This is a genomic window from Caulobacter sp. FWC2 (assembly GCF_002742625.1).
Lineage (GTDB): Bacteria > Pseudomonadota > Alphaproteobacteria > Caulobacterales > Caulobacteraceae > Caulobacter.
On record NZ_PEBF01000001.1, the window covers coordinates 4,460,849 to 4,480,645 of the forward strand.

The 19,797-nt window shown below is 68.5% G+C and carries 20 protein-coding genes; 9 read left to right on the forward strand and 11 right to left on the reverse strand.

What is annotated here, in order from left to right:
• Positions 1–89 precede the first annotated feature (89 nt).
• From ybgC to ruvC, 4 genes are all read right to left on the reverse strand, one after another.
• The gene (gene ybgC / locus CSW62_RS21090; RefSeq protein WP_099581247.1) at positions 90–557 is read right to left on the reverse strand and encodes a tol-pal system-associated acyl-CoA thioesterase; all 468 of its coding nucleotides are present in this window, start codon (positions 555–557) and stop codon (positions 90–92) included.
• A gap of 10 nt (positions 558–567) precedes the next feature.
• A complete protein-coding gene (gene ruvB / locus CSW62_RS21095; RefSeq protein ID WP_099581249.1) occupies positions 568–1,617 on the reverse strand; it encodes a Holliday junction branch migration DNA helicase RuvB in 1,050 nt (349 codons plus the stop codon).
• Between the two features lie 144 nt (positions 1,618–1,761).
• Positions 1,762–2,379: a Holliday junction branch migration protein RuvA gene (gene ruvA, locus CSW62_RS21100; RefSeq protein ID WP_099581251.1), complete on the reverse strand. Its 618-nt coding sequence runs from the start codon at positions 2,377–2,379 to the stop codon at positions 1,762–1,764.
• Between the two features lie 13 nt (positions 2,380–2,392).
• Positions 2,393–2,914: a crossover junction endodeoxyribonuclease RuvC gene (gene ruvC / locus CSW62_RS21105; RefSeq protein ID WP_199170735.1), complete on the reverse strand. Its 522-nt coding sequence runs from the start codon at positions 2,912–2,914 to the stop codon at positions 2,393–2,395.
• Positions 2,915–3,035: 121 nt separating this feature from the next.
• Between ruvC and CSW62_RS21110 the strand changes: the two genes are divergently transcribed.
• The 5 genes from CSW62_RS21110 (at position 3,036) to CSW62_RS21130 (ending at position 8,341) form a co-directional block, all read left to right on the forward strand.
• On the forward strand, positions 3,036–4,457 hold the full coding sequence (locus CSW62_RS21110; RefSeq protein WP_099581255.1) for a M20/M25/M40 family metallo-hydrolase: 1,422 nt from the start codon (positions 3,036–3,038) through the stop codon (positions 4,455–4,457).
• Between the two features lie 98 nt (positions 4,458–4,555).
• On the forward strand, positions 4,556–5,626 hold the full coding sequence (locus CSW62_RS21115; RefSeq protein ID WP_099581257.1) for a glycerophosphodiester phosphodiesterase: 1,071 nt from the start codon (positions 4,556–4,558) through the stop codon (positions 5,624–5,626).
• Positions 5,627–5,694: 68 nt separating this feature from the next.
• On the forward strand, positions 5,695–7,008 hold the full coding sequence (locus CSW62_RS21120; protein WP_099581259.1) for a hypothetical protein: 1,314 nt from the start codon (positions 5,695–5,697) through the stop codon (positions 7,006–7,008).
• A gap of 156 nt (positions 7,009–7,164) precedes the next feature.
• The gene (locus CSW62_RS21125; RefSeq protein ID WP_099581261.1) at positions 7,165–8,097 is read left to right on the forward strand and encodes an iron-containing redox enzyme family protein; all 933 of its coding nucleotides are present in this window, start codon (positions 7,165–7,167) and stop codon (positions 8,095–8,097) included.
• A 4-nt stretch (positions 8,098–8,101) separates the two neighbouring features.
• Entirely contained in the window at positions 8,102–8,341 is a 240-nt protein-coding gene (locus CSW62_RS21130; protein ID WP_099581263.1) for a DUF2188 domain-containing protein, read from the forward strand.
• On the opposite strand, the gene CSW62_RS21135 is transcribed toward CSW62_RS21130, so the two are convergent.
• Positions 8,338–10,191, reverse strand: a complete 1,854-nt coding sequence (locus CSW62_RS21135) for an ABC transporter transmembrane domain-containing protein (RefSeq protein ID WP_199170664.1) — start codon at positions 10,189–10,191, stop codon at positions 8,338–8,340. The genes CSW62_RS21130 and CSW62_RS21135 overlap by 4 nt on opposite strands.
• Positions 10,192–10,315: 124 nt before the next feature.
• Here CSW62_RS21135 and rpmE point away from each other — a divergent pair, with 124 nt between their 5' ends.
• Positions 10,316–10,543, forward strand: coding sequence for a 50S ribosomal protein L31 (gene rpmE / locus CSW62_RS21140; RefSeq protein ID WP_099581267.1), 228 nt, complete (start codon positions 10,316–10,318; stop codon positions 10,541–10,543).
• Positions 10,544–10,747: 204 nt separating this feature from the next.
• Here rpmE and CSW62_RS21145 read toward each other — a convergent pair whose 3' ends face one another.
• Complete coding sequence (locus tag CSW62_RS21145) at positions 10,748–11,236, reverse strand: YcgN family cysteine cluster protein (protein WP_099581269.1); 489 nt, start codon at positions 11,234–11,236, stop codon at positions 10,748–10,750.
• Between the two features lie 54 nt (positions 11,237–11,290).
• Here CSW62_RS21145 and CSW62_RS21150 point away from each other — a divergent pair, with 54 nt between their 5' ends.
• The gene (locus tag CSW62_RS21150; RefSeq protein WP_099581271.1) at positions 11,291–13,534 is read left to right on the forward strand and encodes a PBP1A family penicillin-binding protein; all 2,244 of its coding nucleotides are present in this window, start codon (positions 11,291–11,293) and stop codon (positions 13,532–13,534) included.
• A gap of 334 nt (positions 13,535–13,868) precedes the next feature.
• Here CSW62_RS21150 and CSW62_RS26235 read toward each other — a convergent pair whose 3' ends face one another.
• The 5 genes from CSW62_RS26235 to CSW62_RS21170 form a co-directional block, all read right to left on the reverse strand.
• Positions 13,869–14,054 (reverse strand): hypothetical protein, encoded by a 186-nt coding sequence (locus tag CSW62_RS26235; RefSeq protein WP_143324439.1) that lies wholly within the window; start codon positions 14,052–14,054, stop codon positions 13,869–13,871.
• Positions 14,055–14,118: 64 nt separating this feature from the next.
• Positions 14,119–16,464, reverse strand: a complete 2,346-nt coding sequence (locus tag CSW62_RS21155; RefSeq protein ID WP_099581273.1) for a GH92 family glycosyl hydrolase — start codon at positions 16,462–16,464, stop codon at positions 14,119–14,121.
• A gap of 38 nt (positions 16,465–16,502) precedes the next feature.
• On the reverse strand, positions 16,503–17,213 hold the full coding sequence (locus CSW62_RS21160; RefSeq protein ID WP_099581275.1) for an aspartate/glutamate racemase family protein: 711 nt from the start codon (positions 17,211–17,213) through the stop codon (positions 16,503–16,505).
• A 47-nt stretch (positions 17,214–17,260) separates the two neighbouring features.
• Positions 17,261–17,986 carry an ABC transporter permease gene (locus CSW62_RS21165; RefSeq protein WP_099581277.1) on the reverse strand — a complete coding sequence of 242 codons (726 nt, stop codon included), beginning with the start codon at positions 17,984–17,986 and terminating at the stop codon, positions 17,261–17,263.
• The gene (locus CSW62_RS21170; RefSeq protein ID WP_099581279.1) at positions 17,986–18,918 is read right to left on the reverse strand and encodes an ABC transporter ATP-binding protein; all 933 of its coding nucleotides are present in this window, start codon (positions 18,916–18,918) and stop codon (positions 17,986–17,988) included. Before CSW62_RS21170 ends, CSW62_RS21165 begins: the two co-directional genes overlap by 1 nt.
• 95 nt (positions 18,919–19,013) lie before the next feature.
• On the opposite strand from CSW62_RS21170, the gene CSW62_RS21175 reads away from it, so the two are divergent.
• Positions 19,014–19,514 (forward strand): DUF2975 domain-containing protein, encoded by a 501-nt coding sequence (locus CSW62_RS21175; protein ID WP_099581281.1) that lies wholly within the window; start codon positions 19,014–19,016, stop codon positions 19,512–19,514.
• Entirely contained in the window at positions 19,514–19,753 is a 240-nt protein-coding gene (locus CSW62_RS21180) for a helix-turn-helix transcriptional regulator (protein WP_099581283.1), read from the forward strand. Before CSW62_RS21175 ends, CSW62_RS21180 begins: the two co-directional genes overlap by 1 nt.
• Positions 19,754–19,797 lie beyond the last annotated feature (44 nt).

The following is a 19,797-nucleotide window of genomic DNA, read 5'->3' on the forward strand; positions in this document are numbered from 1 at the left end:
GTCACGCTCTAGCACGCGCCGTATGGCATGAAGCGACGCTTGGGTGAAACTATGACAATCGTCGAGCGATCCCGAAAAACGATGTTTGTTTATTCGCCGTCGACCAAGAGCCAGGGCGCCAGCTGGGCCAGCATCTCCGCCGTCGGACGACGCGGACGGCCGTCCAGGGTGATGCAGACCGCCTCGCCCCGGGCCTCGACCAGCACCTCGTCGCCGCGCGTCACCTTCTGGCTGACATAGAGCCGCGCGCCCTTCACCCGGTCATAGGTCGTTCGCACCACCAGCGCGTCGTCGATCCGCGCCGAGCGCTTGAAGTCCAGCGTCATGTGGATGATCGCGAACGCCGTGTCGGCCTTGGCCAGTTCGGTGTGCGATATCCCGACCATCCGGAAGAAGTCGCTCCGTCCGCGCTCCATGTAGCGCAGGTAGTTGGCGTGATAGACGATCCCCGAAAAGTCGGTGTCCTCGTAATAGATCCGCACGGGCAGTTGATGCTCGCGGCCGGAAAACACGCCGGCCGTCGGTTCAGGGGCGGTGGGTTCGGGCGGGGTCGTCATGGGCTTTATCTTAGCCGCCCGCCTCGTCCCCGAACAACCCGCCCGGCCCCGTCGGGGCCGGCGGAGCCTTGAGCCCCAGGTGCAGATAGGCCTTGCCGCAGGCGACGCGGCCGCGCGGGGTGCGCTGGATGAAACCCTGTTGCATCAGATAGGGCTCGATGACGTCCTCGACGGCGTCCCGGGCCTCGGCGATGGCGTAGGCGATGGTCTCCACGCCGGCCGGCCCGCCGCCATAGTGCTCGATCAGGGCGCGCAGGTAGCGGCGGTCCAGGCTGTCGAGGCCGACCTCGTCGACCTCCAGGCGGGCCAGCGCCAGGCCGGCGGCCTTGCGGTCGATGACGCTGGCGCCGTCAGCCTCGGCGAAGTCGCGGACCCGGCGCAGCAGGCGGCCGGCGACGCGCGGGGTGCCGCGCGCCCGCTTGGCGATCTCGTCGGCCCCGTCCTCGGACAGCGGCGCGCCCATCTTGCGGGCCGCGCCCAGCAGCACGTGGCGCAGCTCGGCCGGGGTGTAGAACTCCAGCCGGATCGGGATGCCGAACCGGTCGCGCAGGGGCGTGGCCAGCATCCCCGCCCGGGTGGTCGCCGCCACCAGGGTGAAGGGCGCGAGATCAATGCGGATCGAGCGCGCGGAAGGACCTTCGCCGATCACGAGATCCAGCACGTGGTCCTCCATGGCCGGGTAGAGGATTTCCTCGACGTTCGAGGACAGGCGATGGATCTCGTCGATGAACAGGACGTCGTTCGGCTCGAGATTGGTCAGGATCGCGGCCAGGTCGCCGGGCTTGTTCAGCACGGGGCCGGAGGTAGCGCGGAAATTGACGCCCAGTTCGCGGGCGATGATCTGGGCCAGGGTGGTCTTGCCCAGGCCCGGCGGACCGAACAGCAGCACATGGTCGAGGGACTCGCCCCGGCCCTTGGCGGCCTCGATGAAGATGCGCAGATTGCCCTTGGCCTGCTCCTGACCGACGAACTCGGCCAGGGTTTGCGGGCGCAAGGCGCGGTCGGTCGCGGTGGGTGCAGCCTCGTGCGGTTGGGCTTCGCCGGAGATGATGCGGGTCATGGCGAAACACTCCCCCTTCCCCTTGATGGGGGAAGGGTCGGGGATGGGGGTGACTACGGCGGTCAGGTTCGTGCCGGCGGCCAGCGCCGAGACACCCCCATCCCAACCCTTCCCCCATCGAGGGGGAAGGGCTTATCACCGCGCTCATCGCCCCAACTCCTGCAGGCCGGCCTTGATCAGCGCCTGCACGCTCGCCTCTTCACCCAACTGAATAGCCGCGGCCTCGACCACGCGGCGGGCGTTCACCTCGGCGACCCCAAGACCCATCAGCGCCGCGACGGCGTCGCCGGTCGGCGCGGGCTTGGCGGGCGCGGCGGTCGAACCCGAGGTCGGGGCGGCCATGAGCACCGGCCCGTCGGTGATCGGCTTGTCCTTCAGCTCGGTGACGATGCGCAAAGCCAGCTTCGGCCCGACGCCATTAGCGCGGCCGACGGCGGCCTTGTCCTCGCGGGCGACCGCCGAGGCCAGCTCGGCCGGCGACAGCACGTCCAGCACCGCCATGGCCGCCTTGGGGCCGACGCCCTGGATGGCCTGCAAAAGCACGAAGGCCTTGCGGTCCTCGCGCGTGGCGAAGCCGTAGAGCCGCAGGCCGGCGCTCTCGCTCCACTGGCTTTCGATGTGCAGCAGCGTCTCCTCGCCCAGGGCCGGCAGACGCTGGAGGGTGCGGTAGCCACAGCGGACGACATAGCCGACGCCCATGACGTCGATCAGAGCCTCTTCCTCGCCGACCTCGGCGACGGCGCCTCTCAGCCTTCCGATCATGGCTTTCTGGCGATCATGCGACCCTCCGGTTGGCGACGCGCAGATTGGCGTGGGTGATGGCGACGGCCAGGGCGTCGGCGCAGTCGGCCGTCGTCTTGCCCGCCGTGGGCAGCAGGCGCGCGATCATGAAGCCGATCTGGGCCTTGTCGGCCGCGCCGGTGCCGACCACCGCCTTCTTGACCAGGCGCGTGGAATACTCAGCGACCAGCAGCCCAGCGCGGGCCGGCGCGATCAGGGCGGCGGCGCGGGCGTGGCCCAGCTTCAGCGTCGACTGGGCGTTGGTGTTGAGGAACACCTCCTCGACCGCCGCCTCGTCGGGCTTGTGCTGCTCGATCACCGCGCAGATGCCTTCGAACAGGTGCAGCAGGCGCTGGGCGAAGTCGGCCTTCTCGTCAGGGACGATCACCCCGTGGGCGACGTGGCTCATGCGCGAGCCCTCGACCGTCAGCACGCCCCAGCCGGTGCGGCGCAGACCAGGATCGAGCCCCAGGATTCGGATTGGCGTGCGATTCGCGTTCATCATGTGTTCTCGCACCATCGCCTTTTCCTGGCCCCACGAAAAGCCAGTCCTTTGCTAACGAGGCGTTAACGGCGGCCCTTGCGCGGCGGGCGCTGGCGGGCTCTCCTCCCGCCCAAGTTCAATGGGGAGAGTACGGATGAAACGGTCGATGTGGATGATGGCGGGCTCCCTTGTGGCCCTGGCGACGACGGCGAGCGCTCAGGTCGCCGAGCCTCCCAAGACCGTCCGCCCCGACCAACTGGTCTTCCGCGACCTCTACAAGGAGCTGGTCGAGATCAACACCACCCTGTCGGTCGGCTCCTGCACCCAGGCGGCCGAGGCCATGGGCGCGCGGCTGAAGGCGGCGGGCTTCCCCGCCGAAGACGTCAAGGTCGTGGTCGCCGACGGCCATCCCAAGGAGGGCAGCCTGGTGGCGATCCTCAAGGGGACCGACCCGAAGTCCAAGCCCATGCTGCTGCTGGCCCACATCGACGTGGTCGAGGCCAACCGCGCCGACTGGACCCGCGACCCGTTCAAGCTGGTCGAGGAGAACGGCTATTTCTTCGGACGCGGCACGTCGGACGACAAGGCCCAGGCGGCCATCTGGGTCGACAGCCTGGTCCGCCTGAAGCAGGCCGGCTTCAAGCCCCGGCGCGACATCAAGATGGCCCTGACCTGCGGCGAGGAGAGCGAGGCCTATAACGGCATCGAGGACCTGGTGAAGAACCACCGCCCGCTGGTCGACGCCGAATTCGCCCTGAACGAAGGCGCCGACGGCCTGCTGGACGAACACGACAAGCCGGTCGTGCTGGAGGTCCAGGGCGGCGAGAAGGTCTATCAGGACTTCACCCTGACCGTGACCAATCCCGGCGGCCACTCCAGCCGCCCGGTCCCGGCCAACGCCATCTACCAGCTGTCGGCGGGCCTGGACCGGATCGGCGCCTATGGCTTCCCGCCCCGCTTCAACGACGCCACGCGCGGCTATTTCACCCAGATGCAAGCCCGCGTGCCGGCCGAGCAGGCGGCGGCGATGAAGGCGCTGGTCGCCAACATCAACGATCCGGCCGCGCTGAAGACGGTGACCGCCGACCCGATGTGGAACTCGATGCTGCGCACCACCTGCGTGGCCACGATGGTCAATGCCGGCCACGCGCCCAACGCCCTGCCCCAACGCGCCACGGCCAACGTCAACTGCCGCATCCTGCCGGGCACGCCGGTCGAGGAGGTCCGCGCCAAGCTGGCCGAACTGGCCGGCGCGCCGACGACCGTGGTCCTGGCCCACGAGGCCAATCCCGTCTCGCCGCCTCCGCCGCTGACGCCCGCCATCATGGGCCCGATCGAGAAGGAAGCCGCCAAGCTGTGGCCCGGCGTGCCGATCGTGCCGATCCTGCTGACCGGCGCCACGGACGGCGTTCATACCAACGCCGCCGGCATCCCGACCTATGGCGTCTCGGGCCTGTTCGGCGGCTCGGACGGTGACGGCATCCACGGGCTGAACGAGCGCATCCGGGTCAAGTCGCTCTATGACGGCCGCGACTTCCTCTACGCCCTGATCAAGGACTATGCGGGCGGCAAGTGAGCGACCTCGCCTGAAAGATCTGGTCACCTCGGGATGCGCCGAGGTGACCGTTTAAAGGCCTAGCCAAACCGTCACATCCCGGCGCTAAATCGCGCCCCATGACCCTGCTTACCCGTCGCGCCATGACCACCGCCGCGCTCGCCGGCACGCTGCTGCCCGGCTTCGCCCGCGCCCAGAGCAAAAAGCCCATCGTCATCGGCCATCGCGGCTGCAGCGGCGAGCGGCCCGAGCATACGGCCCTGTCCTATGAGCGCGCCATCGAGCAGGGCGCCGACTTCATCGAGCCGGACCTGGTCCCGACCAAGGACGGCCACCTGGTGGCCCGCCACGAAAACGAGATCGGCGGCACGACCGACGTCGCCAGCCGTCCAGAGTTCGCGGCCCGCAAGGCGACCAAGACCATCGACGGCCAGTCGGTCACCGGCTGGTTCACCGAAGACTTCACCCTGGCCGAGATAAAGACCCTGCGCGCCCGCGAGCGGCTGCCGCAGCTACGTCCGGCCAGCGCCGCCTTCGACGGCCAAGCCCAGATCCTGACCTTTGAAGAGGTCGTGGCCATCGCCAAGGCCGGCAGCCAGCGCACCGGCCGCGTGATCGGCGCCTATCCCGAGCTGAAGCACCCGACCTATTTCGCCTCGATCGGCCTGCCGACCGAGGACCGCCTGGTCGCCAAGCTCAAGGCCCTGGACCTCAACTCGGCGACCGCGCCGGTGTTCGTGCAGTGCTTCGAGGTCGGGACACTGAAGAAGCTCCGCGCCAAGACCCCCGCGCGTCTGGTGTTCCTTGTCGACGGCGAAGGCGGCCCAGCCGACCTGCCGAAAGTCAAATATGCCGACCTGATCACCGCCCGGGGCCTGAAGGACGTCGCCGTCTATGCCGACGGCCTGGGTCCGAACTGGAGCCTGGTGGTCCCCAACGACAAGCAGGTCCTGCTGCCGGCCACCGACCTGGTGAAGAACGCCCACGCCGCCGGCCTGGCCGTCCACCCGTGGACGGTGCGCGCCGAGAACTACTTCCTGCCCGCGTCCTTGCGGAAGGGCGACGCCCAGAACCCGGCCTATCTGGCCATGCACGGCGACGTCGCGCCGCTGTTCAAGGCGCTGTACGCCGCCGGCGTCGACGGGATCTTCAGCGACTTCCCGGGCTTGGCCGCCGCCGCGCGGGGGTAGCCTGGCGCCTCTTGCGGAGACGGCCCGGACCGGTGCAGCGTGCCGGCCGAACTCCCAGGGGAAGCCTCATGAAGATCCGCCACGTCGTCTCCACGGCCGCCCTCGCCGCCACCCTGGCCCTGGGTACGGTCGCGTTCGCCGCGCCAACGCCGACCGCCTCCAGCCAGGTGCTGGATCGCGTCGCCGAGGATTTCGTGCGCATGACCCTGGAGGCCGGCGAGCGCGAGCCCGGCTATGTCGACGCCTATTACGGCCCGGTCCACCTGATGGACACCGCCAAGGCGGCCCCTCGCCCGGTCTCGGTGCTGCGCAAGGAGGCCGACCGCCTGATGATCCTGGTGGTCGCCACCAAGGACAAGCAGCTGTCGCCCGACGAACGCCGCCGCAAGCTGTTCCTGAAGGGCCAGATCAAGGCCGCCCAGACGCGCCTGGCCATGATCGCCGGCGACAAGTTCAGCTTCGAGGACGAGGCCGAGGGCCTGTTCGGCGTCCGCCCGGTGATCAAGCCCCTGAAGAGCTATGACCCGATCCTGGCCCGCATCGACAAGCTGGTCCCGGGTAAGGGCGACCTGGCCGCCCGCGTCGACGCCTTCCAGAACCGCTATGTGATCCCGACCGACAAGGTCGAGGCGGTGATGCAGGCGGGCATCGCGGCCTGCAAGGCCAAGACCGAAGAGCACATCAAGCTGCCGGCCGGCGAGCGCTTCGATCTGGAGTTCGTCACCAAGAAGCCGTGGAGCGGCTACAACTGGTACAAGGGCGGCGCCCACAGCCTGATCCAGATCAACACCGACCTGCCGATCTATATCAGCCGCGCCTTGGACCTGGGCTGCCACGAGGGCTATCCCGGCCACCACGTGCTGAACGCCCTGCTGGAAGAGAAGCTGACCAAGGACAAGGGCTGGTTCGAGTTCTCGGTCTATCCGCTGTTCTCGCCGCAGTCGTTCATCGCCGAGGGCAGCGCCAATTTCGGCATCGAGCTGGCCTTCCCGGGCAAGGCCAAGACCGAGTTCGAACGCGACAAGCTCTACCCTCTGGCCGGCCTCGATCCGAAGACGGCCAAGGCCTATGGCGAACTGCAGGACGCCAAGGCGGCGCTGTCCAGCAGCGGCAACACCATCGCGGCCCTCTACCTCTCCGGCAAGATGACCAGGGAGCAGGCCGTCCAGGCGCTGATGAAATACACCCTCTACTCGCGCGGCGGCGCCGAGAAGCGGGTGTCGTTCATCGAGACCTACCGCTCGTACGTGATCAACTACAACATCGGCCAGGACATGGTTCGCGACCACGTCTACCGCGCCGGCAAGACCCAGGACGCGCGCTGGGCGGCCATGGAGCGGGTGATCAGCGAACCGACCACGCCGGCGGATCTGCGGAACTAGGTCGTCGCCAGCAAGCCCTCGCCGCGCGCCGAGGTCGCGTTGCCGACACAGGAACGCAATCGGCGTAGTCGCCGTTTGCCCCCTCGCCGCTGCCTGTTGGCGGCGTAGGGGTCGCCTTGCCGGGCGGTCTCTCCTTCAAGATCAAGGAGTGTGTCCGTGTACGGTGGCGAACGTCTTTCCCGCCTGGGCGCGTTCAGCGCGCAGTTCCCAGACGCCGAGGCCCTGCACAAGGGCCTGGCGCACTGGAACCACATTCGCCTGTCTCCGGCCGCGCCTTCCGAGGGCTGGCGCGAGGAGCTGGACCAGGAGGTCAGGATGCGCCGGATCGAGGGCGCGTTCATCGAAGCGTTCCGTCTGCATGTCGCCCCGCTGGTCGAGGACGTCCCACAAGATCCCGACGGCTTCATCGCCTGGTTCGAGGCGCTGAAGGACCACGGCCCCGGCCAGTGGGATCCTTTGTTCGACTGGCTGGAAGGCGCGGCCTCGCTCGAGGACCTCAAGTGGTTCCTGACCCAGGAAGCCGCTGGTGAAGCCGGCTTCGACGACCTGGTGGCCCTGACCCAGGTCAAGGTTCCCGACCGCGCCAAGCTGGAGCTGGCTCGCAACTACTGGGACGAGATGGGTCGCGGCGGCGCCAAGGGCATGCACGGTCCGATGCTGACGCGGACGACCGAGACCCTGGGTCTGGCGCCGACCATCGACTCCACCCTGTGGCAGTCGCTGTGCCTGGCCAATGTCATGACCGCCTTCGCCACGACGCGCCGCTATGTGTGGCAGTCGATCGGCGCCCTGGGCGTGGTCGAGCTGACCGCCCCGACCCGCGTGGCCTGCGTCGACGCCGGCCTCAAGCGCGTCGGCGTCCCCGCCGAGGCCCGCAAGTACTTCGCCCTGCACGCGCAGCTGGACATTGAGCACTCCAAGGCCTGGAACGCCGAGGCCCTGGTCCCGCTGGTGTCGGAGGATCCCTCCCGCGCCAAGTACATCGCCGAGGGCGCGATCATGCGCCTGATCTGCGGCGAGCAGTGCTTCGATACCTATCGCGCCCACCTGTGGGCCCACACCCATCCGCTGGTCTACGCGGCGGAGTAGGACCATGGCCTGCCTGTTCGAGGTCTCGCCCTATGACGGCGGCTGGTGCGTGAAGATCGGCGACACCGGCGAGGTGCTGTTCTTCACCGGCCGCCGCCGGGCCGTGGCCGAAGCCCACGACCTGGCCCGCGCCTGGCCGGCCACGGCCGAGGTGCGCATCCATGGCCGCTCGGCCGAGCCGCGCTCGTTCGAGGCTTGGTTCGAGGATCCGCAGGAGCCTCTGGGCGCTTTAGCCGGCGCCTAGGCCGCCTCCACCCCAAACTGCAGCCTCGCCAGGCGCGCATAGAGCCCGCCTTTGGCGAAGAGCTCGGTGTGGGTGCCCTGCTCGACCACGCGGCCTTCTTCCATCACCACGATCCGGTCGGCCTTCAGCACGGTGGCCAGGCGGTGGGCGATCACGAGGGTGGTGCGGCCCTCCATGGCGGCGGCCAGCGCCTGCTGGACCAGGCGTTCGCTCTCGGCGTCGAGGGCGCTGGTGGCTTCATCGAGCAGCAGGATCGGGGCCTGGCGGACCAGGGCCCGGGCGATGGCCAGGCGCTGGCGCTGGCCGCCCGACAGGGTCTTGGCGCGCTCGCCGACCGGGGTGTCGAAGCCCTGGGGCAGGGCCGAGAGGAAGCCGGCGGCCTGGGCGGCTTCGGCGGCGGCTCTGACCTCGGCCTCGGTGGCGTCGGCGCGGCCGAAGCGGATATTGTCCATGGCCGAGCCCGAGAACAGCGGCGAGTCCTGGCCCACCAGGGCCATGCGGGCGCGGACCTCCGACGGCTCGGCGTCGCGCAGGTCGACGCCGTCCAGGCGGATGGCGCCGCTCGTGGGGTCATAGAAGCGCAGCAGAAGCCGCAGGACCGTGCTCTTGCCCGCGCCCGAGGGGCCGACCAGGGCGACGGTCTCACCGGGCTTCACGGCGAGATCAAAGCCGTTCAGGGCCGGCAGGTCCGGACGCCCAGGATAGGCGAAGATCACGTTCTCGAAGGCGATCGCCCCCTGGGCCGGGACCGGCAGGGCCTTGGGCGCGGCCGGGGCGGCGATGTCGGGCTTGGCGTTCAGCAGTTCGGAGATGCGGTCCATGGCCCCGGAGGCCTTCTGGACGTCGCCCCAGACCTCGCCCAGGGCCCCGATCGCGCCGGCGGCCATCACCGCCAGCATGGCGAACTGGGCCAGGGTGCCGCCGGTCATCTCGCCGGCTAGGACCAGGCGCGCGCCGGTCCACAGCAGCAGTGTGACGCCGCCGAAGGCCAGGGTGATGACCATGGCGGTCATGCTGGCCCGCGTGGTGATCCGGCGCACCGAGGCCTTGTAGGCTTCTTCCACCGCACCGCCGAAGCGCAGCGCGGACGCCTGCTCGCGACCGAAGGCCTGCACCGTCTCCAGAGCGTCCAGGCTCTCGCCGGCATAGCCGACGGCGTCGGCGAAGCGGTCCTGGGCGGTGACGGTCAGCTTGCGCACGCGGCGGCCGACCAGGAACATCGGGGCCAGGATCACCGGCACCATCAGCACGATGAAGCCCGCCAGCTTGGGCGAGACCACCGCCATGTAGCCGAGGCCGCCCACCAGGCTGAGGATGTTGCGCAGGGCGATCGAGGCCGAGGCGCCGACCAGCTGCTCGATCAGCGAGACGTCGGTGGTCAGGCGCGACAGTACCTCGCCCGTGCGGGTCTTGAGGAAATATTCCTGGTCCAGGCCCAGGGTGTGGCCGTACAGCGCCCGGCGCACATCGGCCACGACCCGCTCGCCCAGGCGGGTGATGAAGAAGAATCGCAGGGCGGTGGCGATCGCCAGCACCATGGCCACGGCGCCCAGGCCCAGGAAGGCGCTGTTGATCTCGCTGCCTTGGCCCTTGGCGAATCCGTGGTCGATCACCTCCTTGAAGGCGGCGGTCAGACCCAGGGTCGCGGCTGTCGAGAACAGCAGGAAGAAGCCCGCCGCGATGCCGTCGCCCTTGTGCGCCTTGACGAACGGCAGCAGGTGCGCGAGCGGGCGAATGTCCTTGCGACGAGCCCGCCGGGCCTTGGCTTCGGCCATGCCCTGGACCAGTTCAGCCCCCGCGCCGGGGCGGCCTTCGGCCATTTGGTCGCCGCCGTTCGCGTCAGTCATCAACAGTCCCTTGCCAAAATCGCGCGGGTTCTTTATAGCCGCCCGTCTTCGAGGGCCACCCCGCGCGTGCGCGGAGGGCGCTTAACCCAATTCACACTCGCCGGCTTAGTCGGACTGGATCGCCGCCATGAAACAAGACATTCACCCCGACTACCACTTCATCACCGTCACCCTGACGGATGGCTCGAACTATCAAACCCGTTCGACCTACGGCAAGGAAGGCGCGACGCTGGCGCTCGACATCGACCCGCGCACCCACCCGGCGTGGACCGGCGGCAACGCCCAGCTGATGGACCGCGGCGGCCGCGTCTCGCGCTTCAACGCCAAGTTCGCTGGCTTCACCGCCAAGAAGTAAGAAGCTTACAGCTTCTCGCCGTAAGGGCGACGAAAAGCCGGTTCCGCGTTGGCGGGCCGGCTTTTTCTGTATCTGGGGTCTAGCACCTCCCCCGCGATGCGGGGGAGGTGGCCCAGAGGGCCGGAGGGGGCTAGCTCGGCCTAGTCAGCACTCGCCCCCTCTGTCGCTCCGCGACAGCTCCCCCGTACAACGGGGGAGCATCTTTCATTCTTCCTCCGGCTCGTACGGATCATCCCCGCGATCGCGCATCAGGTCCGTCGCCACGAAGTCCATGGCGTCTTCCGCGTCCCTGAAGCTCAGCTCCGACACCGTCTGGTCGCGCACCGAGACGCCCGCCTTGTGGGGGCTGTCCGGATCGCCGGTGATCAGCGGGTGCCAGCGCGGCAGGTCCTTGCCCTCGTGGATCCGGCGATAGCCGCAGGAGAGGGGCATCCACTCCAGGTCCTCGATATTGTAGGGCGTCAGCTTGATGCAGTCCGGCACCGTCTTCTTGCGGTTCGGATAGTCCTTGCAGCGGCAGAGATGCGCATCGAGGAGCTGGCAGTGCACCCGCGTGGGGATGATTTCGCCGGTATCTTCGTCTTCGAAGCGAACGAGGCAGCAAAGGCCGCACCCATCGCATAGGCTCTCCCACTCGGGGACGGTCATCTCGGAGAGCGTCTTCGTCTCCCAGAAAGGTTTGCGTGGCGTCATGGCGCCGTCCTAAACCCGATTTACCTGGCGAACAAACAGAGCCTGACTCAGACCGTGAACGACTGGACCCTTCCGCCGTACAAGTTCGACGACAAGGATCCGTCGCGGAAGCCGACCGGGCGCAGCCCGGAGCCGGCCGCCGGCGCGCCGCCCGAGCCGCCCCACGACCCATGGGCCAAGCCGGAGCCGCTGCGGGATCCGTTCCAGCTGTCCCCGGCCGCGCCGCCGTCCTATCAGCCTCCGCCGCCGCCCCCTCCGCCACCGGAGGAGCCCTTCCGCGCCGACCTCAAGCATCGCGCCGCCAAGAAGAAGGCCCGCAAGTGGGGCTGGATCTGGGGCGTGCTGCTGGTCTCGTTCCTGATCGGCGTGCTCGCGGCCGGCGGCGGCGCGGCCTATGTCTGGTACAAGTACCTGAAGGACACCCCGCCCCTGCCCTCGCGCGCGGCGCTGTTCGCGGTCAACCGCGCGCCCGGCATCCGCTTCGAGGACCGAAACGGCCAGGTGATCGCCACGCGCGGCCCGCGCTATGGCCAGCGCATCACCATCGGCGCCGTGCCCAACTACGTGCCCCAGGCCTTCCTGGCGGCGGAGGACCGGCGCTTCTACCAGCACGGGGCCATCGACCTGCAAGGCATCGGCCGGGCCGCCTGGATCAACTGGCGGGCCGGCAAGACCCGCCAGGGCGCCTCGACCCTGACCCAGCAACTGGCCAAGGGCCTGTTCCTCACGCCCGACCGGGTGGTCAAGCGCAAGCTGCAGGAAATGCTGCTGGCCTGGAGGCTGGAGCAGGTCCTGACCAAGGACGAGATCCTCGAGCTCTATCTCAACCGAATCTATTTCGGGGCTGGCACCTATGGCGTCGACGGCGCGTCCCAGACCTATTTCGGCAAGCCCGCCAGCCAGCTGACCCTGTCGGAAGCGGCCCTGCTGGCCAGCCTGCCCAAGGCCCCGTCGCGCCTGGCCTTGACCAACGACATGGAGCGCGCCCTGGCCCGCTCGCGCCTGATCCTGGCCAACATGCGTAAGGAAGGCTGGATCACCGCAGAGCAGGAAAGCCGCGCCCTGGACGACACCCCGCGCCTGTCGCCGATGGCCCTGCAGGACGAGGGCGACTACGGCTGGGTGCTGGACTACGCCACCACCGAGGCCGTGAAGATCGCCGGCCAGAACGCGCCGGACCTGGTCGTGCGCCTGACCATCGACCCGCTGCTGCAGCGCGAGGGCGCCGAGATCGTGCGCCAGACCATGGCCACGGAGACCACCCGCTCCGGCGCGCGCCAGGCGGCCCTGCTGTCGCTGTCGACCGAGGGCGCGATCCGGGCCATGGTCGGCGGCACGGACTATGGCGAGAGCCCGTTCAACCGCGCCGTCCAGGCCCGCCGCCAGCCGGGCTCGACCTTCAAGCCGTTCGTCTACGCCGCCGCCGTCGAGAAGGGCGTGCTGCCGACCGACATCCGCGTCGATGAGCCGGTCAAGTTCGGCGACTGGAGCCCTGAGAACTACAGCGGCGGCTATCGTGGTCCGATGACCGTCGAACGAGCCCTGATCAACTCGATCAACACCGTGGCCGTGAAGCTGGGCCAGGAGGCCGGCGGCGCGTCGATCGGCGATCTGGTCCGCCGCTTCGGCATCACCACCCTGCCGCCCGTCCCCGACCTGTCGGTGGCCCTGGGCTCTTACGAGGTAAGCCTGCTGCAGCTGACCTCGGGCTTCCAGGTCTTCCAGCAGGGCGGTGTGCGGGTCGAACCCTATGTCATCGAGACGGTCACCACCCAGGACGGCCAAGCGCTGTTCCAGCACCAGCCTCCGCAGGCCGAGCGCCGCGTCTACGACGTCGGCCACGCCAGCATCATGGTCAAGATGATGAAGAAGGTAGTCACCGAGGGCACAGCCAAGCGCGCCGCCTTCGGCCGTCCGGCGGCGGGCAAGACCGGCACCAGTCAGAACTGGCGCGACGCCTGGTTCGTCGGCTTCACGCCCGACTACGTGACCGGCGTCTGGGTCGGCAATGACGACGAGAAGCCGATGAACAAGGTGGTCGGCGGCGACATCCCGGCCAGCATCTGGCGCCGCTTCATGATGACCGCCCACCAGACCCTGGCGGTCCGCGACTTCGCCTGGCTGCTGCCCGACCCCGCGCCGCAGACCGAGCCCGATCCGCGCAACGGCTACTACGAAACCCTGTCGGCGGAGTTCGCCCGGGCGGCCTCGGAGCTGGACGCGGCGGCGAAGGCGGCCGAGACCCTGGCGCCGTCGACCGGTCCCGCCCCGCCCTCGCCGGAGCGGCTGCCATACTGATAGGGGCTATCGATCCTCGAAGGTCGTGTAGTCCTGGTATGGGCTCTTGACGAACGACACGATCACGATCCCCGACCTTAAAGACCGAGGCGGGCTCGGAAATACATCGTAATGAATCTCGTAGCCCCCCGAAACGCTGCATTTCCGACCGCCAGTCTCTGTGAAGACCGGATGGCGCAAGGCGTTAGCGCGCAGCCCTCTAATGCTTGCCCAGATATCGTTAAGCTTCTTGCGCGCCTCCCGTCCCGAGCCGGGCTGGCTTAGCCATCTCGCGACGTCCTGTAGATCGGCCTGCGCGTCCGGCGATAGCCTCACCTTCCAGCCCAAGGCCCGATCAGGCCTCGTCTGGAGGGATCAGACCATCCAGGAAAGCGTCCAGCTCATCATCGTCCAGATAGTCGCCCGCCGCCACCTGCGCTCGACCACGCTCAGCCCGTTCGGCGTCCGACAGCATCGCGCGAGCACGCGCCGAGAGTCTCGGCGGCGTCACGACATTGGCGGTGTTCGTGGGGCGGGTCATGAGAACTCCTACCCAGAACATAACGCCAACTTCTACGAGTTGTCACGCCGCCAATCGACGCGCCCTACCTGTACCCCGTCAGCGACGTCGGCCGATCCGCCACCTTCGTCGCCCAGGTCTTGTTCGGGGTGGCGCTCATCGTGAAGACCAGTTCGCCGCCGGCCACGATATCGTCGTGCTTGAGATAGGCCCGTGTCAGCGGCTTGCCGTTCAGCGTCACCTTCGACACGTACGGCTTGTCGTCGGCCATCCCTTCTGCCCGAACCGTGAAACGCTTGCCGTTCGGCAGGTTCAGCGCCGCCTTGTCCACGAACGGCCGGCCGATGGCGTATTCGTTCGAGGCCGGGGTCACCGGATAGAAGCCCAGGCTGGTGAACATCAGCCAGGCCGACATCTGGCCGAGGTCGTCATTGCCCGAAAGACCGTCGGGCGTCGGCTTGTACTGGGTCTTGATGATCTGGGTCAGGCGGGCCTGGGTGCGCCACGGGGCGCCGGCGTAGTCGTACATATAGGCCACGTGGTGGCTGGGCTCGTTGCCGTGGATGTACTGGCCGATCAGGCCGGCGATGTCCTCGGCGTGCGAGTAGTCGACCTTGGAGTTGTCGAAGTCGAACATGGCGTCCAGCTTCTTGACCGTCGCCGCGTCGCCGCCCAGCGTCTTGACGATCCCGCCCAGGTCCTGCGGCGCGAACCAGGAATATTGCCAGGCGTTGCCCTCGGTATAGTCCGAGCCGTAGTTGATGGCGGTCGGATTGAACGGCTCGCGGAAGGTCCCGTCGCTCTTGCGGGCCCGCAGGAAGCCGGTCTTCACATCGAAGCTATTGCGCCAGTAGGACGCCCGCTTCTCGAAGGCCTTGGCGACATCGTCCTGGCCCATGTCCTTGGCCATGCGGGCGATGGTCCAGTCGTCATAGGCGTATTCGACCGTCTTGGAGGCGGCTTCCGGCTCCTTTTCGATCGGCGCGTAGCCCAGCTTCATGTAGTCGCCGAGGCCGCCATAGGGGGCGTAGGTCGCGCTCTTGACCATGGCGTCCAGGGCCGCCTTGCCATCATAGCCGCGGATGCCCTTCATCCAGGCGTCGGCGATCACCGGCACGGCGTGGTAGCCGATCATCGTCCAGGTTTCCTGGCCGTGGAACTGCCACACCGGCAGGATGCCGTACGGGCTCTGCTTCTGCGAGGCGATCAGCGAGTTGACCACGTCATTGGTGTAGTCGGCCGGCTGGATCAGGGTCAGCAGCGGATGCTCGGCCCGGAAGGTGTCCCACAGCGAGAAGGTCGAGTGGAAGGTGAACGGGCGGCCGTCCAGCTTGCCCTCGTGCACCTGGTCGTCCGGACCCCGGTAGCGGCCGTCGGCGTCGGCATAGACGCTGGGGGCCAGCAGGGTGTGGTAGAGCGCCGTGTAGAGCGTTTTCTTCATCGGGACAGGAGCCTCGATGTCGACCGCGCCTAGGGCCTTCTCCCAGGCGGTCTTGGCGCGGGCGCGCTGGGCGTCGAAGTCGAAGCCCGGCTCGTCGCTGGAAAGGTTGGCGATCGCCCCGTCCTCGCTGACCGACGACAGCGCCACCTTCACGGTCAGCGGGCCGTCGATCTGGCCGAAGTCGAACACCCCGACCAGGGCGCGGCCCTGGACCTGGGCGCGGTCGTTCGGCGTCCGCCCCGGCTGGGCGAAGCCGTTATAGGGCACGTCCTTCTCGGCGTTGCGGAACGCCTGGCCGACCAGCGGGCGGTCGAACCTGATGGCGAAGAACAGCTTGCGCCCGGGGGCCCAGCCGCGCGTCTCGCGGTAGCCGGTGACCACGCCGTCCGGCGACACCCGCAGGCGCGACCACAGCACCTTGCCCGGATAGTTGTAGATCGAGCTGCGCAGGTCGATCAGCACCTGGGCGCGGTCGCCCTTCTGGAAGGTGTAGCGGTGCAGGCCGGTGCGCAGGCCCGCCGTCAGTTCCGCCCGCACGCGGCTGTCGCTGAGGGTGACGGCGTAATAGCCCGGCTGGGCGACCTCGGTGTCGTGGCTGTAGCGCGAGCGGTAGCCCGAGCCCGGCTTGTCGACCTCGCCCGGCTCCAGCTTGGCCTCGCCCGCCACCGGGGTCAGCAGGATGTCGCCGAGGTCCGAGTGGCCCGCGCCCGAGAAGTGGGTGTGCGAAAAGCCCAGGATCGTCGGGTCGCCGAAGCGGTAGCCGGCCGCACGGGCATAGCTCTGCTTGAACGGCAGGATGTCGGTGTCGGGGCTCAGCTGCACCATGCCGAACGGAACCACCGCCCCGGGGAAGGTGTGGCCATCGCCGCCCGTGCCGATGAAGGGATCGACGGAGTCGTAGGCCGTTGCGGTCTGGGCCAGGACGGGCGTCGCCGCCAGGATCGAAAGGCTGGCGAGCAGGGCGAGGCCCGACACTGAACAGAGGCGCATTCATAAACTCCGCAACTTGAGCGGGGGCACCCTATCGGCTAGGCGGCGCTGTTCAAGGCCCTCTCCACCGCCGCCATCGCATGCAGGGTCGTGGTGTCGAACACCGGGACGGGACTATCCGCCTGGCCGATCAGCAGCATGATCTCGGTGCAGCCCAGGATGATCGCCTGGGCGCCCTGCTCCACCAATCGCGCGATCACCGCCTTGTAGGTCTCGCGCGAGGCGTCCATCACCTGGCCGGTCACCAGTTCCTCGTAGATGATCCGGTGCACGGCGGCGCGGTCTTCGGCGTCCGGGGTCAGCACGGTCAGGCCGTGTTTCCGCTCAAGGCGGCCGCGATAGAAGTCGTGCTCCATGGTGAAGGTCGTGCCCAGCAGGCCCACGGTCGAGAGGCCGACGGCCGTGATCGCCTCGCCTGTCGGGTCGGCGATGTGCAGCAGCGGGATCCGCACCGCCGCCTCGATGGCGTCGGCCTCGCGGTGCATGGTGTTGGTGCAGAGGACCAGGAAGTCGGCCCCGCCCGCCTCCAGCGCCCGGGCGGCGTCGGCCAGGCGGCGCGACAGCTCTGGCCAGCGGCCGGCGTGCTGCAGATGCTCGATCTCGGCGAAGTCGAACGACCACATCAGGGTCCGGGCCGAAGCCACGCCGCCGACGCGCTCACGCACCGCCTCGTTGATCAGCCGGTAGTACTGGGCCGAGCTCTCCCAGCTCATGCCGCCGATCAATCCGATGAGCGCCTGTTCGGCCATGTCGTCCCGCCTCTTGCCTGCCAGCGTCCTAGCAGGCCGGAGCCGCGTTACAACACCTCCCGCCGCGCCAGGTGGGCGATGGCCGCGATCAGGGCGATCAGACCCAGCCCGCCGCCCAGCGCCAGCGCGGTGTCGACGCGCCAAGCCTCCTTGGCCAGCATGTTGACCGGCATCTGCCAGGGGAAGAACACCCCCTGCTTGGCCGCCGTGGCGACCACCGAGAAGAAGGTCCCGCCGATGCCCAGCGCCAGGGCGGGTACGAAGCTGGAAAAGCGCACGGCGGTCCAGAACTGGATGGCGATCAGCAGTGTCGCGGCCGCCACCACCTTCACGTTCAGCAGGACGAAGCGGGAAAGATCCGGGTCGCCGATCGGCGCCACCGCCGGCTTGATGATCGCGGCCAGGGAGATCGCGCCGAAGGTCAGCAGCAGGTTCAGGGCGGTCATGATGACGACAATCCCGATCACGCAGACCGCCTTGGCCGCGTAAAGGCGCCAGCGCGGGACCGGCAAGGCGCGCAGATGATCCCAGCTGCGCGGTCCGTGCTCCATATGGGCGACCAGGGCGGTCAGGGCCGTCACGCTCATCGGCAGCATGAAATAGGCCCAGATGCCGGCCGAGGCCTGCAGGAACATCGCCCATGGCGGGGCCTTGTCGGCGCGCAGCAGGTTGAAGAAGGCGAAGATCGCGATCAGCGACGGCGCGGCCACGGCCAGCACGGCGGCCAACGAGCGGTTCAGCTTGCGCAATTCGACGGACAGGGCGGCGAGCATCAGGCGGCCTCGGCTTGACGGGGAGTGGGAACGGCGACGCGGCGATAGATGTCCTCCAGCGACTGGGCGCGGGGACCAATGGCGAAGACCGGGACGGCGGCCTCGACCAGCAGGGCGGTGAGCCCGGCTACGGCCGGGTCGACGGCGTCGCCGGCGTCCAGGGCCACGGTCAGGCTGTCGGCGACGCGGACGTTCAGGCCGTGGCCGCGCAGCAGCGCCGCGGCCCGCGCGTCGTCTCCGGTGCGCAGGACGATCTCCGGCGCGAGGTCGGCCTTCAGGCGCGAAAGCTCGCCCTCCAGCACGAGCCGGCCGTCATTGACCACGCCGACATGGGTGGCGGTCTGCTCGATCTCGCCCAGCAGGTGGCTGGACAGCAGCACGGTCGCGCCGGTGCGCTCGGGCAGGGCGCGCAGGAAGCGGCGCATGTCGGCGATGCCGTCGGGGTCCAGGCCATTGGTCGGCTCGTCCAGCACCAGCACCGGCGGCGCGCCCAGCATGGCGCGGGCCAGGCCCAGGCGCTGGCGCATCCCCAGGGAGTATCCGGCGACCTTTCGCCCAGCGTCGGGGCGCATCTCGACCACCTCCAGCACCCGGTCGATCTCGCTGGCGGGGCAGCCCAGCAGGGTCGTGGTCAAGGCCAGGTTCTCCCGGCCGGTCAGGTTGCCATAGAAGCCGTGCGCCTCCAGCAGGGCCCCGACCTTGCGCGCCGCGCCGATGCGGTCGCGGGCGACGTCCAGGCCGCAGACCCGCGCGGTTCCGGCGCTCGGACGGATCAGGCCCAGCACCATCTTCAGTGTCGTGGTCTTGCCCGCGCCGTTGCGGCCCAGGAAGCCGTACACGGCCTGCTCGGGCACGGTCATCGACACGCCGTCGACGGCCAGGTGGGGGCCGAAACGACGGGACAAGCCTTCGGTCTCGATGGCTGCGGACATGTCGCGGCACTCACTTTCGTTTAAGTTAGATATAAAGTTGCGAAGTGATCGTCTTTAAGTCAAGATTAAAGATGAGACAGGTTGGGGAGACCGCCATGAGCGCCAAGGACGTCGAAAAATTCCGCCGCATGTGCCGCCAGTTCCGCTGGCTGGCGGTGTTCATGGTCGTCAGCGTCGGCCTGCTGCTGGCCCTGATGGCCTGGGGATTTCCGCTGCTCTACGCCCTGGTGAAGCACAGACCGCTGCGGCCGGACATCATGCTGGCGGTGACGATCCAGAACGCCCCGGTCGCCTGCTATCTGTTCGGCGTGTGGTCGATCGGCCGGGCCATGGGCCAGATCGCCAAGGGACGACTGATCCAGGCCGCCCTACCCTCGGCCCTGCGCCGGGTGGGCCTGGCCCTCGGCGTCGGCGGCGTGGCTAGCGTCTTCATCGTCAGCAACCTGATGCGGCTGGTCGGCTTGACCAAGGGCAGCTATCTGAACTTCGACGTGGCCGGCATGACGCTGGGCATGATCGGCGGCGCCCTCTTCCTGCTGGGCCGGGTCATGGACCAGGCCCTGGCGGCGCAGGCCGAACTCGACGAGATGATCTGATGCCCGTTCGCGTCACCCTGGACGCCCTGATCGTCGCCAAGGGCCTCAAAGCCCGCGACCTGGCCCAGGAGGTCGGTCTCAGCGAGACCCAGCTGTCCCTGTTCCGCTCGGGCAAGGTCAAGGGCATCCGCTTCCGCACCCTGGCGCGGCTGTGCGCGGCCCTGGGCTGCAAGCCGGGCGACCTGCTGGACTACGCGTTCGACCCGTCCGACCTGACCGCGCCCGACGACGGCGACTGAGTCTCCGAGAGATTGCGACAGAAATTTTTCAGACACATTGGCGC

What these genes read in the sequence shown, in the direction of transcription:
- ybgC (WP_099581247.1), bottom strand. Translation starts at nt 557, where the DNA reads ATGACGACCCCGCCCGAACCCACCGCCCCTGAACCGACGGCCGGCGTG.
- ruvB (WP_099581249.1), bottom strand. Translation starts at nt 1,617, where the DNA reads ATGACCCGCATCATCTCCGGCGAAGCCCAACCGCACGAGGCTGCACCC.
- ruvA (WP_099581251.1), bottom strand. Translation starts at nt 2,379, where the DNA reads ATGATCGGAAGGCTGAGAGGCGCCGTCGCCGAGGTCGGCGAGGAAGAG.
- CSW62_RS21110 (WP_099581255.1), top strand. Translation starts at nt 3,036, where the DNA reads ATGAAACGGTCGATGTGGATGATGGCGGGCTCCCTTGTGGCCCTGGCG.
- CSW62_RS21115 (WP_099581257.1), top strand. Translation starts at nt 4,556, where the DNA reads ATGACCCTGCTTACCCGTCGCGCCATGACCACCGCCGCGCTCGCCGGC.
- CSW62_RS21120 (WP_099581259.1), top strand. Translation starts at nt 5,695, where the DNA reads ATGAAGATCCGCCACGTCGTCTCCACGGCCGCCCTCGCCGCCACCCTG.
- CSW62_RS21130 (WP_099581263.1), top strand. Translation starts at nt 8,102, where the DNA reads ATGGCCTGCCTGTTCGAGGTCTCGCCCTATGACGGCGGCTGGTGCGTG.
- rpmE (WP_099581267.1), top strand. Translation starts at nt 10,316, where the DNA reads ATGAAACAAGACATTCACCCCGACTACCACTTCATCACCGTCACCCTG.
- CSW62_RS21145 (WP_099581269.1), bottom strand. Translation starts at nt 11,236, where the DNA reads ATGACGCCACGCAAACCTTTCTGGGAGACGAAGACGCTCTCCGAGATG.
- CSW62_RS26235 (WP_143324439.1), bottom strand. Translation starts at nt 14,054, where the DNA reads ATGACCCGCCCCACGAACACCGCCAATGTCGTGACGCCGCCGAGACTC.
- CSW62_RS21155 (WP_099581273.1), bottom strand. Translation starts at nt 16,464, where the DNA reads ATGCGCCTCTGTTCAGTGTCGGGCCTCGCCCTGCTCGCCAGCCTTTCG.
- CSW62_RS21160 (WP_099581275.1), bottom strand. Translation starts at nt 17,213, where the DNA reads ATGGCCGAACAGGCGCTCATCGGATTGATCGGCGGCATGAGCTGGGAG.
- CSW62_RS21165 (WP_099581277.1), bottom strand. Translation starts at nt 17,986, where the DNA reads ATGCTCGCCGCCCTGTCCGTCGAATTGCGCAAGCTGAACCGCTCGTTG.
- CSW62_RS21170 (WP_099581279.1), bottom strand. Translation starts at nt 18,918, where the DNA reads ATGTCCGCAGCCATCGAGACCGAAGGCTTGTCCCGTCGTTTCGGCCCC.
- CSW62_RS21175 (WP_099581281.1), top strand. Translation starts at nt 19,014, where the DNA reads ATGAGCGCCAAGGACGTCGAAAAATTCCGCCGCATGTGCCGCCAGTTC.
- CSW62_RS21180 (WP_099581283.1), top strand. Translation starts at nt 19,514, where the DNA reads ATGCCCGTTCGCGTCACCCTGGACGCCCTGATCGTCGCCAAGGGCCTC.